Genomic DNA, 11,957 nt, shown 5'->3' with positions numbered 1-11,957 from the left:
TCGCTCGATCCGGGATCGCGAAGCCGAGTCCGGTCGAATCACGCCGGGAGGCTCCCGATCGAACCGGTTGTCGGTTCCTGGAACCGACTCCGAACACCCCCTCCCCCTCGTTTCCCGTGGAGAGCGGGCGGAAGGGTGGGGTGGGGAGGCCGGCTCGCGGGAGTAGCCATAACTAACCAAACAACTCCGTCAATAAAGAAAAGATGGAGATTGCAGTACGGACTAATCTATCGTCGTGTGTTGTAAAACTACCCCTCTATAGAGGGCGGTTCCTGCCGCTTCTCGACCCCACCCCCGTCCGTTTCCGTGTTCCACTGGAAACGAAGGGGTGGGGGGGTTCGACCTCCCCGTCGTTTCAGGTCGACCGTCCACACTGCTCGAACGAGAGCCGGGTCGTCGACGGCCTCGAACGCGATCGCCGCGAGTTGGCGTCGACGCATCGTCGGCGCCGCGAAGTTCGGTCGCGACCCCCGTTTCAGCTCTGTGCGAACTGGGGGACACCGAGGGAATCTCTGGGCTCCGTCGACGAGCTCCAGCCAGCCCTTCGGTGACGGCTTCGACGACGCGATCCACCCGAAACGGTGGGGTAGGAGGGTCCTACCGAACAGGTTCCGTGACTGTGCCGATTTCCCGTTCACTTGCGACTCGCCGCGTCAACAGGGACAGGTTTTTGGTACCCCTATTCATTTGGTTCGAGTGCATCAACTGGACGGCAGTTCGGAGACCGCCGCGACGAATCGCGTCCTGCAGGCGTGTTCACGGCGGATATACCGGTTCCGGGCGCCGTTTTCCACTCGAAACGCAGGGGTAACCAAATGAACGACACCGACGACACAGGTGCGGCGGAGGAAGCGGACGATCCGAACGATAGCCCGCGGACTGTCGACGGCAGTGACGGCGGCGACGACACCGGGGCCGAGGACGCGGACGCCACGCCCGGGGACGGCGCGGACAGCGAACCGACCGACGAGATCGACGCCGACAGCGAGACGGACGGGGACAGCGGGACTAACCTCGACGACGGCACGGACCCAACCGCGGATCCGTCGGCGACGGAAACGACCGACAGCGGCGAGAACGTGGAGGAGGGAACTGGCGACGGGACGGATCCCGCCTCGGTTCTCGACACCGGGAGCGACGCCGTGACCGACGGCTCGATCGACAGCGTCGACAGCTCGGTCGACCTCGACACCGGCGGCGTCGACATCGACCGGATGCTCGAGGACGACGGCGACAGCCAGGGGCTGTTCGACGACCTGATGGCGGGCGAGCCGATCTTCAGCAACAAGGAGGTGCTCCGGCCCTCCTACACGCCCCACGAGCTCCCTCACCGGACGGACCAGATCAACCAGATGGCGACGATCCTGGTCTCCGCGCTGCGCGGGGACACGCCGTCGAACATCCTCATCTACGGGAAGACGGGGACCGGGAAGACCGCGAGCGCGAAGTTCGTGAGCCAGGAGCTCGAGTCCACCTCCCAGAAGTACGACGTGCCCTGCGAGGTGGAGTACATCAACTGCGAGATCACCGACACGCAGTACCGCGTGCTCGCCCAGCTCGCGAACAAGTTCATCGAGAAGAACCGCGAGATCGTCACCGACCGCCTCGAGGAGCTCCGCGAGCTCCGCTCGGCCGCGACCGACGGCGACGACGCCGCGCTCGCGGACACCGAGTTCGACGACGTCGAGGCCGTCGACGAGGAGATCGCCGAGCTCGAAGCCGACCGCGACGAGATGGAGGAGGTACCGATGACCGGGTGGCCCACCGACCGCGTCTACACCAAGTTCTTCGACGCCATCGACTACCACGAGCGCGTGGTCGTGATCATGCTCGACGAGATCGACAAGCTCGTCGAGAAGTCCGGCGACGACACGCTGTACAACCTCTCCCGGATGAACTCAGAGCTCGAGACCTCCCGCATCTCGATCATGGGGATCTCCAACGACCTGAAGTTCACCGACTTCCTCGACCCGCGGGTCAAGTCGAGCCTCGGCGAGGAGGAGATCGTGTTCCCGCCGTACGACGCCAACCAGCTCCGGGACATCCTCCAGCACCGTTCGGACGTGGCGTTCAAGGACGACGCGCTCACCGACGACGTGATCCCGCTGTGTGCGGCGTTCGCCGCGCAGGAACACGGCGACGCGCGACGCGCGCTCGACCTCCTCAGAACGGCGGGCGAGCTCGCGGAACGCAGCCAGGCCGAGACCGTCGAGGAACAGCACGTCCGGCAGGCCCAGGACAAGATCGAACTCGACCGGGTCGTCGAGGTCGTCCGCACGCTCCCGACCCAGAGCAAGATCGTCCTGTTCGCGACGATCCTGCTCGAGAAGAACGGCGTCCACAACATCAACACCGGCGAGGTGTTCAACATCTACAAGCGACTCTGCGAGGAGATCGACGCCGACGTGCTCACCCAACGGCGCGTCACCGACCTCATCAGCGAGCTCGACATGCTGGGGATCGTCAACGCCGTCGTCGTCTCGAAGGGGCGTTACGGCCGCACGAAGGAGATCTCGCTGTCGGTGCCGATCGAGGAGACCGAACACGTGCTGCTCTCGGACTCCCGGCTCGGCGACATCGAGAACGCCCAGCCGTTCGTGCAGGCACGCTTCGACAACTGAAACGCGGCCGTTCCCGCCGCGTCGCGCTCCGACGTTCCACCTGAAACAATGGGGGTTTGGTTCAGCAGAATCAGCTCGGCACGGCGAGCGCCGTCGGCGACTCAGACGGGCCGAACCCGCCTGACTCCACCGTTTCGTCTGGACCGGAAATTGTGGCATTTTCGGCGGTCACCGATCCGGCAGTCGTCGCGCCCGCGGTGGCGCCGTCGACGACGCCGCCCGGCCCGGCCGTCGCCGCCCCGGAGAAGCCCAGGCGGACCCAGCCGAGGTACGGGATGCGGATCCGGGCGGTGCCGACGACCCACTCGGCTTTCACCGGCGGGCTGATGTTTTTCGTCTGGTCGTAGTACGCGTTGTTGTCACCCTTCGTGATGAACCCCGCGTGGGGGGCGGGACAGTTGTCCATCTCCTCGCAGTTGTCGGCGCCCTGCACCCACGCCTTGTTCGCCTCGTCGTACCAGTTCTCCCCCTCGGCGACCCAGAAGCGGGCGCGGTGGATGATCGGCGGGCCGACGTTGCCCGCGCTGTCGTAGACGATCACGCTCCCGTAGTCGTTGAACTTCTCGTACCCCACCTCCTCGCCGACCTGGTGGGTGACGACGCCGGTGTCCCCGTGGGCGGCGTCGGGCGCGAACCGGCCGGGCTCGGTGACGAAGATCAGGTCGCCCTTCTGCATGTTGGGGTCCATGCTCCCGCTCTCGACGGCGACCATCGGCGGCCAGACGCCGCTGACGGCGAACAGCAGCAGGCCGACGGCGGCGACGGTCGCCATGCTGGTCAGCATCTCGCGGGCGAACATCAGCGGACCGCTCTCGGCGGTCAGAAACCGTCGGAGCAGGCCGTCCGGCTCGTCCTCCTCGGCGGACGGCTCCGGCGGCGGACCCTCGCCAGCGCTCATCTGGCTCCGGATTGTCGGGGGGCCGCCATAGGCCTTCTGACTGCCCCCGTTCCGGCGACGACCGCGCCTCGCGTTTCGGCGGCGTCGACCCCTCGGTTGGACCGGCCGCAACCGACACCCTTTCGGTCCGAAAGCCCGCCCGTCACGCCATGGCACGCATCGAGGCCGCGGATTTCGACGAGATCGCCAAACCCGGCGACGTCCGGCTCTCCCCGGACGGCGAGCAGGTCGCCTTCGTCCGGACGGTGCCCGACGACGACGAGAGCTACGAGTCGACGATCCACCTCGTCCCCAGCGACGGGAGCGACGAGCCCCGCCAGTTCACCGTCAGCGAGGGCGGAGACAGCCAGCCGCGCTGGTCGCCTTCGGGGGACCGCCTCGCCTTCGTCTCGAACCGGGGCAAGGACGACGATCGCCCGCAGCTCTGGATCATCCCCGTCGGCGGCGGCGAGGCCCGACAGGTCACCGAGGTGCCCGCGGGGGTGCAGGGCATCACCTGGTCGCCCGACGGCACCCGCATCGCGTTCACGCAGTCCACCACCGAGGACGAGCGCGAGGAGGGGCTCGACGTGGACATCGCCGACGAGGAGGAGTACGAGCGGGAGACGCCCGACCCGCGGGTCATCGACCGCACGGTGTACCGCTCCGCCCAGCAGTACTTCGACGGCACGCGCTCGCACGTCTACGTCGCCCACGTGGCGAGGGGATCGCCGACGCCGACGAGGTCGACGTCGAACGCGTCACCGACGGCGACGTGGACCACAACTCCCCGGAGTGGGGCGACGAGACGACGCTGTACTACACCGCCCAGGACGTGGGCGAGGACCCCGACGACTCCCACCGCTACTCGATCTACGCCTACGACACCGACGACGAGTCGGCCGAGAAGCTCCACGAGTCCAGCGGCTGGGGGGCGGGCATCGCCGCCAACGGCGACGGCGAGGTCGCGTTCCTCTACAGCGAGGAGGAGCAGGTGAGCATCCAGCCGACAGAGCTGAAGGTGCTCGAAGCCGACTCCGGCGAGGTGGCGTGGCTCACCGAGCAGCTCGACCGCGGGCTGGGGTACGAGTCCGCCCCGGAGTGGGGTCCCGACGGCGAGCGCGTCTACTTCTCGACGCCCGACGAGGGGAAGACCAGCGTCTGGGCGGCCCCCGGCGACGCGAGCGAGGCGCCGCGGCGCGTGGTTCGACCCGGCGCCGTCAGCACGGGCCACGTCGGCGAGGCGCGGTTCGCGTTCGCGATGAGCGAGTGGGATCACCCCGGCGACGTGTTCGTCTGTGAGCGCCAGCACGCCGACGATCCCGGCCTCGACGGCGGCGTCGGCGTCGACCGCGACGACTGCGTGCGGCTCTCCGAACTCAACGCCGACTACCTTGACGACGTGTCGGTGCAGGAGCCCGAGGAGCTCCACTTCGACTCCGAGCAGGGCGAGGTCCACGGCTGGACGATCACGCCGCCGGAGTTCGACCCCGACGAGGAGTACCCCCTCGCGGTCGAGGTCCACGGCGGCCCCCACGCGATGTGGACCACCGCGGGCACGATGTGGCACGAGTTCCAGACGCTCGCCGCCCGCGGCTACGTCGTGTTCTGGTCGAACCCCCGCGGCTCGACGGGCTACGGCGAGGAGTACATGCAGGCGATCGAGCGCGACTGGGGCGACGTGACGCTGACGGACGTGATGGCCGGCGTCGACCTGCTGACCGAGCGCGACTACGTCGACGCCGACGACGTGCACCTCACGGGCGGCTCCTTCGGCGGGTTCATGACCTCCTGGACGGTCGGGCAGACAGACTTCTTCACCTCCGCGGTGTCCCAGCGCGGCGTGTACGACCTCACGGGGTTCTACGGCTCGACCGACGGCGCCTACGCGCTCGTCGAGGGCGACTTCGACGCCGACCCCTGGGAGGAGCCGGCGTTCCTCTGGGAGCAGTCGCCGACGGGCCACGCCCACAACGTCGAGACGCCGACGCTGGTGATCCACTCCGAGGACGACTACCGCACCCCGGCCTGCACGGCCGAGCTCTGGTACCGCATGGTCCGCAAGCAGGGCACCGACACGCGGTTCGTGCTGTACCCGCGCGAGGGCCACGAGCTCTCCCGCTCGGGCGAGCCCGGCCACATCGTCGACCGCATCGAACGCATCGCCCGCTGGTTCGACGGCTACAGCGACCACCACGACGCCCCCCGCGCGCTCGACCGCGACGACGACGACGGCCTCACCGCGGGCGAGGACGACGAGAACGGCGACGACGCGGACGGGGATTCCGACGAAACCGAGGCGTAGCGCTCCCGAGCCTCCGGAGGGATCCAAGGGAACCTTTCACGTGGTCGTCAGACGTACTCCCGGACCGCGGTCTCGAACTGAAGCGAGGGGGTTCGTCGTAACGCTCACGAGCGCCGACGCCGAACGCCGAACGTGGACTGCGTCTACTGCGACTCGGCCGTCGAGGACCACGACCCCGTGTACGTCGCGGAGGGCGCGATCGACGCCGACCCGAAAGCGTTCTGCAACTACGCCTGTCTCACCACCTACGTCGAGGAGCGGGGGCCGACCGACGACGCCTGCTGTCACTGGTCGCCCGACGGCGAGGGCCTCGACTGACCGTCGAACGCGGCAGCCGCCACAGAAAGCACTTACAGCGAGCACACCCAGTTTCGCGCGATGGATCGCCGCCGCGTCGCCCTCCTGCTCGTCGTGGTCGGGCTACTCTGTCTCCCGGCGCCGTACTACCTCGGCTGGGCAGCGGAGGCCACGGCCCCGCCCGCACAGAGCTCCCAGATCTACGCCGCCGAGCCGATCGATCTGGCGAACGAGTCGGATCGCGAGCGCTTCGTCGACCGCCACGGCCACGCGGTCGCGCTCGCGGACTACCGGATCACCGCACGCTACAGCGACGCGTACCGCGCGCCGAACGCCACGCTCGACGCGCTGGTGACCGCGATGCGCGAGGGCTCCGCGAGCGTCGACGACGCCGACGCCCGCGCGGACCTGCGCGAGATCGACGCCGCGTACGAGTTCGTCCGCGACACCGACGAGACCACCGAGCCGGACGGCTACTACCGCGTCACGGTCACGGACGACGGGGCGACCGTCCGCGCCGAGAACGTCGCCGACCGCGCAGTCGCGAACGCGATCGCCGAGCAGGCGCCCCGCTACGAGAACCTCTCGGCGGGCGAGCGGCGGACCGTCGACGCCGTCATCGAGAACTCCACCGGCGACGATCTGGGCTACCGCCCGCGAGTGAACGACCCGTACGTCGACCAGCTCCCCACCGCGATCCGGAAGGGCGACACGCTGTACAGCGTCTACGTCCACGGGCACGTCGACGACTTCGGGCCCGGGTTCGGCGGGTTCGTCGTCGGCCTCGGCGTCGCGTCGCTCGGCGTCGTCTTGCTGCTGGCCGGCGGCGGGCTGTACGCCTACGACCGCTGGCGCGGCAGTTCAGCGTAGCTGCGGGCGCCGTCGTCCTCGGGGTCGTCGCCGTCCGCGGCCGGATCACCGTCGTCTGACCCCGCCAGCCTGCCGACCTCCCGGATCTCGTTGTCGCCACGACCCCGGTCGCGGGCGGTCGACACCGACTCCGTCGGCGGATCGGTGCGGCCGGCGCCGACGCTCGGCTCGTCGGCCGCGCCGGGCCCGTCGTCGGCCAGCCGCTCCTGGTACTGTGCGATCCAGTCCGCGAAACAGTCGGGGCAGACGGCCTGTGCGTCGACTTCGGCGCCGTCGACGCGGAGTTCGATATCCCGGAGCAGAGCGGTCGAGACCGAGTCGCGACAGCGGTCACAGGAGTCGGTCGGCATAGCGGTCGAACGCCGGGGGCGCTCAAAGGTGTTCGGTCGGCGGTGGGGGGCTCGCTGCCTCGCTTACGTCGTCCGGAACGAGCGGTCGCCGGCGTCGCCGAGGCCGGGGACGATGAACCCCTCCTCGTTGAGCTCGTCGTCGATGGCGACCGTCAGCAGGTCGGCCTCGGGGTACGCCTCGTTCACCCGGATCAGCCCCTCCGGCGCCGACACCGCCGAGAGCACGAACAGGTCCTCGGGCTCGTCGTCGGCGGCGTCGAGCACGTTCTCGAGCACGGTACAGATCGTCGACCCCGTCGCGAGCATCGGGTCGGCGACGATCACGGTGTCGTCCTCGGTGATCTGGGGGAGCTTCTCGTAGTCGACGCTGATGGGGAACGTGCCGTCGTCGTCCATCCCGGCCTCCTCGTCGCGGCCGGCGGAGATGACCCCCTGCTTCGCGCGGGGGAACGCCTTCAGCAGCCCCTCGACGAACGGCGTCGCGGCCCGCAGGACGTTGATGATCACCACGTCGTCGAGCCCCTTGACGCGCTCGCCGGTGGTCTCGGTCAGGGGGGTCTGGACGGGGACGTACTCCGTCTCCATCGCGCCGTCGATGATCTCGTAGCCGCAGATCCGGCCGAGTTTGACGAGTCCCTTGCGGAAGCCGACCTGTTCGGTCTCCACGTCCCGGATCTTGGAGAGGGTATCTTTCGCCAGCGCGTGCGTGACCAGTTTCGCCTGGTCGCGGTCCTCGATGGGCATTATCGGTTGTGGAACTGCGAACGGCATAAACTCGGGCGGTTCAGTTCCTCCGTGTGGAGGTGGCACGAACGGCCGCGCCTACACGAACTTCCGGACCGTCATGTCCAGCGTGTCCAGGTCGAGGATCGGCGCGTAGCCGTAGTCGGGGTCGATGTTGACGGATTTCTGGAAGTCGGTCTGCTCCTGCCAGCAGCCCGAGTTCACCGCGAGCACGTTGTGGTACTTCCCCCAGCCGAGCTTGTGGACGTGGCCGGTGTGGAACACGTCCGGCACCTCGTCGATCACGAGGTAGTCCTTCTCCTCGGGCGCGACCCGCGTGTGACCGCCGTACTGCGGGGCGACGTGGCGCTTCTTCAGCAGCTGGTACATCGCCTTGTGGGGCTCGTCGTAGCTGGCTTTCTCCTCCGGGAGCTCGGCGATCACCTCGTCCAGCGAGACGCCGTGGTACATCAGCACCGAGACGCCCTCGACGGTGACCGTCGACGGGTTCCCGGTGAACCGGGCGTCGTGGGCGCTCATGATGTCCCGGAGCTCCTCGGTGAAGGCGGGCTGGGGCTCGGCGAGCCGGACGGCGTCGTGGTTCCCGGGGATCATCACGATCTCCATGTCGCCGGGCACCTTCTTGAGCTCCTCCGCGAACGCCTCGTACTGCTCGTAGATGTCGACGATGTCGAGCTCCTCGTCCTGATCCGGGTAGACGCCGACGCCCTCGACCATGTCGCCGCCGATCAGGAGGTACTCCACCGACTCGGCCTCGGGCGTGTGGAGCCACTCGGCGAAGCGGTCCCAGGCGCCCTGCGCGAACTCCTGGCTGCCGACGTGTACGTCCGAGATCAGTGCCGCCTGGACGTGGCGGTCGGCCGTGTTCGGTTTGTGGGTCCGGGGCACGTCGGGGAAGTGGAGCGAGTCGACGAACATGATCCCGCCGTCGTCGGCCAGCGTCCCCTGGACGGCGAGACACTCGTCGAGCAGCAGGTCGTCGACCAGCGGCGCGAACGCCCGGTCCTTCATGATCAGGCAGGGGAACGTCCCCGTGGTGTCCTCCAGTTCGACGATCCAGTGGCCCGACGCCGTCGACCGGATGTCGTCGACGAGGCCGATCATCTCGGCGTCGCTCCCGCCGGGCATCGACTGGATCGCCTCGGCGGGCCGGTGGTTCACGCGGCCGCGGAGCAGCCCCGAGAGGCGCTCGTAGCGGTCCTGAAAGGTGCCCGCGAACTCCTCGTACTGCCCGGTACCCGTCGAGCGCCCCGTCACGTCGTTGGCGATCTCGGGGGCTGGCGGGGAGCGGCCCCCCACCGCGTCCGCGACTGCCGACGCCGATTGTGACGGGTTCGCAGACCCCTCTGTTTCGACTGTATCACCCGGTTCTGTCGACCGATTTCCAGAATTTTTCGCTCCAGTCGAAACGCCGGTGTCGTCGTCATCGGTCGTCGACGACCCGTCGTTGCCGTCGAGCAGTTCGTCGGCGGGGGTGGGGTCGTTCTCGCCGCCCACGTCCGTCGGCGCCTTCTCAGCGAGGTCGGGGGCGCCCTCGGTCGATTCGGGGTGGGAGAGATCGTCCGGAGTCGCCTCGCCGCCGGGGTCGCCGCCGAGCAGGTCGTCCTCGAGCGCGGCGCGGGCGTGCTCGACGGTGACGACGAACGCGTCGCCGGCGGCGTCGGCGGCCGCCGCGGCCGCGAGTTCGGGGTCGCCGGCGTCGGCGAGCAGCGTCACCGCCTCGCGCTCGGCGTTGTACCCCCGGCTCGTGAGCTCCTGCACGAGCCGTCGATGGGACTCCTGTGGCACGACCCCCTCTCGGCGAGGGCCGGGCAAAAGCGTGACGACGCGCCCCGGTTCGGTGGTCGTCGCCGTTCCGGGTCCGGCACGGCTAAGCGAGCGGCGCCCCCAGCCTCCCGCGTGAGCCAGTTCCCGACGTTCGAGGTCATCCCCGCGGTCGACGTACAGGACGGCGAGGCGGTCCAGCTGGTGGCGGGCGAGCGCGGCTCCGGGAAGCGCTACGGCGACCCCGTCGCCGCCGCGGAGCGCTGGCTGGACGAGGGCGCCGAGACGCTCCACCTCGTCGACCTCGACGGCGCCTTCGAGGGCGAGCGCGGGAACGCCGCCGCGATCGAAGCCATCGTCGACGCCACCGGCGACGACGTGGCGGTCCAGGTCGGCGGCGGCATCCGGACCGTCGCGGACGCGACGGGCCTGCTCGACGCCGGCGTCGACCGCGTGATCCTCGGCACCGCGGCGGTCGAGAACCCGGAGATCGTCAAGGAGATCTCGGAGACCCACCCGGGCAGCGTGATGGTCAGCCTCGACGCGAAGGAGGGGGAGGTCGTCGTCTCGGGCTGGACCGAGGGGACGGGGCTCGACCCCGCCGAGGCCGCGGCGCGCTACGAGGAGCTGGGCGCCGGCTCGATCCTGTTCACCAACGTCGACGTGGAGGGGCAGCTCTCGGGGATCGACCGCGAGGCCGTCGAGCGCGTCGTCGACGCGGTCGAGATCCCGGTCGTCGCCAGCGGCGGCGTGACGGATCTGGACGACGTGGCCGCGTTGCGCGAGGCGGGCGCGGCGGCGGTCGTCGTCGGCACGGCGCTGTACGAGGGCCGCTTCTCGCTGCGCGAAGCGATGGACCGCTGAGTTCGGCCAAGCACAACCGCTTTCCTCCCCGCGCCCGCGTGTCCGCCCATGACCGATCGGCACGCGAGCGTCACCCGCGAGACCGCCGAGACCGAGATCGACTGCCGGCTGGTGATCGACGGCGACGGGGAGAGCGAGGTCGACACCGGGATCGGCTTCCTCGACCACATGCTCGACTCCTTCGCCCGGCACGGGCTGTTCGACCTCGAACTGGCCTGCGACGGCGACCTCGAGATCGACGACCACCACACCGTCGAGGACGTGGGGATCGTGCTCGGGCAGGCGTTCGACGAGGCGCTGGGCGACCGCGCGGGGATCCGCCGGTTCGCCGACCGCCGCGTCCCGATGGACGAGGCGCAGGCGAGCGTCGTCGTCGACGTCTCCGGCCGCCCGTACTTCCGCTTCGACGGCGAGTTCTCCCAGGAACGGATCGGCGGGTTCACCAGCCGCTCGCGCGACACTTCGCGCGCTCGCTGGGCCAACACGCCGGCCTGACGCTCCACTGCGAGGTCGAGGGCGAGAACGCCCACCACGAGGTCGAGGCGCTGTTCAAGGGGCTCGCCCGCGCGCTCGACGACGCCACGCGGCTCGACGAGCGCCGGAGCGACACGCCGAGCACGAAGGAGACGCTCTAAGGCTCCCGGAGCTGGCCGTTCTCCGCGACCAGCCGCCCTTCCTCGACGGCGTGGCTCAGCACCGCGTCGATCTCCTCGCGCTCGAGGTCGTACGCGTTCGCCAGCATCGACTCCACCTCGCTGCGGTCGACCGGGAACGGCCGGTTCGACAGCATCCGCATCGCGCGGTCGTACTGCGGCGGCGTGTCGTCGTCGGCGGGCGCCGCGGCCGTCGCCGGCGAGTCGTCCGTGGCGCCGGGCTCCCCGCCTCCGCCTGCCCCCGCGTCGGTCGTCGACGCGTCCATCGTGATCCCGTCCGCGTCGTCGTTCGATTCGGCGTCGTCGACCGGACTAGCTTCGAGTTCGTCGGCGGCGCCGGCGTCGGCGCCCGCCTCCGCGCGCTCGATCAGCGGGTCCATCACGCGCAGCAGCTTCGTCTTGCAGTCCGGACAGAGCGCGACCGAGCGGTCGCCGCCGCCGAGGCGCGGGGGGACCACGGCGTACTCGCCCACGTCGTCGGGTGCGCCACAGAAGTAACACGACTGGAGGTCGGCCATAGTCGGGCGTCGCCCCCGGCGGTGAAAAAAGCCGTGTCCACCGCGACCACCGCCGGAAGAGTGGGTTTAACCCCCCACCGCGCCTTCTCCCGCC

Annotated in this window: 9 protein-coding genes and 2 pseudogenes; 6 read left to right on the top strand and 5 right to left on the bottom strand. The window is 69.5% G+C overall.

Annotated elements, in window-relative coordinates; translation table 11 throughout:
* Positions 1 to 815 precede the first annotated feature (815 nt).
* Positions 816 to 2,621: a Cdc6/Cdc18 family protein gene (locus ACP95_RS05970; protein ID WP_049980334.1), complete on the top strand. Its 1,806-nt coding sequence runs from the start codon at positions 816 to 818 to the stop codon at positions 2,619 to 2,621.
* 70 nt (positions 2,622 to 2,691) lie between these two features.
* Here ACP95_RS05970 and ACP95_RS05965 read toward each other — a convergent pair whose 3' ends face one another.
* Positions 2,692 to 3,519, bottom strand: coding sequence for a S26 family signal peptidase (locus ACP95_RS05965; RefSeq protein ID WP_082224601.1), 828 nt, complete (start codon positions 3,517 to 3,519; stop codon positions 2,692 to 2,694).
* A gap of 149 nt (positions 3,520 to 3,668) precedes the next feature.
* Here ACP95_RS05965 and ACP95_RS05960 point away from each other — a divergent pair.
* The 3 genes and pseudogenes from ACP95_RS05960 (at position 3,669) to ACP95_RS05950 (ending at position 6,970) form a co-directional block, all read left to right on the top strand.
* Positions 3,669 to 5,803: pseudogene (locus ACP95_RS05960) on the top strand (prolyl oligopeptidase family serine peptidase).
* A gap of 132 nt (positions 5,804 to 5,935) precedes the next feature.
* Positions 5,936 to 6,121: a hypothetical protein gene (locus ACP95_RS05955; protein ID WP_049980333.1), complete on the top strand. Its 186-nt coding sequence runs from the start codon at positions 5,936 to 5,938 to the stop codon at positions 6,119 to 6,121.
* A 60-nt stretch (positions 6,122 to 6,181) separates the two neighbouring features.
* Complete coding sequence (locus ACP95_RS05950) at positions 6,182 to 6,970, top strand: hypothetical protein (protein ID WP_049980332.1); 789 nt, start codon at positions 6,182 to 6,184, stop codon at positions 6,968 to 6,970.
* Here ACP95_RS05950 and ACP95_RS16070 read toward each other — a convergent pair.
* From ACP95_RS16070 to ACP95_RS05935, 3 genes are all read right to left on the bottom strand, one after another.
* On the bottom strand, positions 6,940 to 7,320 hold the full coding sequence (locus ACP95_RS16070; protein WP_049980331.1) for a DUF7569 family protein: 381 nt from the start codon (positions 7,318 to 7,320) through the stop codon (positions 6,940 to 6,942). The two genes, ACP95_RS05950 and ACP95_RS16070, sit on opposite strands and share 31 nt — an antisense overlap.
* 63 nt (positions 7,321 to 7,383) lie before the next feature.
* Complete coding sequence (upp, locus tag ACP95_RS05940) at positions 7,384 to 8,064, bottom strand: uracil phosphoribosyltransferase (RefSeq protein WP_049980330.1); 681 nt, start codon at positions 8,062 to 8,064, stop codon at positions 7,384 to 7,386.
* Positions 8,065 to 8,142: 78 nt separating this feature from the next.
* Complete coding sequence (locus ACP95_RS05935; protein ID WP_049980329.1) at positions 8,143 to 9,852, bottom strand: DNA-directed DNA polymerase II small subunit; 1,710 nt, start codon at positions 9,850 to 9,852, stop codon at positions 8,143 to 8,145.
* Between the two features lie 111 nt (positions 9,853 to 9,963).
* Between ACP95_RS05935 and hisA the strand changes: the two genes are divergently transcribed.
* Both hisA and hisB read left to right on the top strand, forming a co-directional pair.
* Positions 9,964 to 10,692, top strand: a complete 729-nt coding sequence (gene hisA / locus ACP95_RS05930) for a 1-(5-phosphoribosyl)-5-[(5-phosphoribosylamino)methylideneamino]imidazole-4-carboxamide isomerase (protein WP_049980328.1) — start codon at positions 9,964 to 9,966, stop codon at positions 10,690 to 10,692.
* Positions 10,693 to 10,740: 48 nt separating this feature from the next.
* A pseudogene (gene hisB, locus ACP95_RS05925) lies at positions 10,741 to 11,327 on the top strand (imidazoleglycerol-phosphate dehydratase HisB).
* On the opposite strand, the gene ACP95_RS05920 reads toward hisB, so the two are convergent.
* Positions 11,324 to 11,863: a hypothetical protein gene (locus ACP95_RS05920; protein WP_049980327.1), complete on the bottom strand. Its 540-nt coding sequence runs from the start codon at positions 11,861 to 11,863 to the stop codon at positions 11,324 to 11,326. The pseudogene hisB and the gene ACP95_RS05920 overlap by 4 nt on opposite strands.
* Between the last annotated feature and the right edge of the window lie 94 nt (positions 11,864 to 11,957).

Source organism: Halolamina rubra (assembly GCF_000739555.1).
Classification (GTDB): Archaea; Halobacteriota; Halobacteria; order Halobacteriales; family Haloferacaceae; genus Halolamina; species Halolamina rubra.
This window is presented reverse-complemented; position numbering and strand designations above follow the sequence as displayed.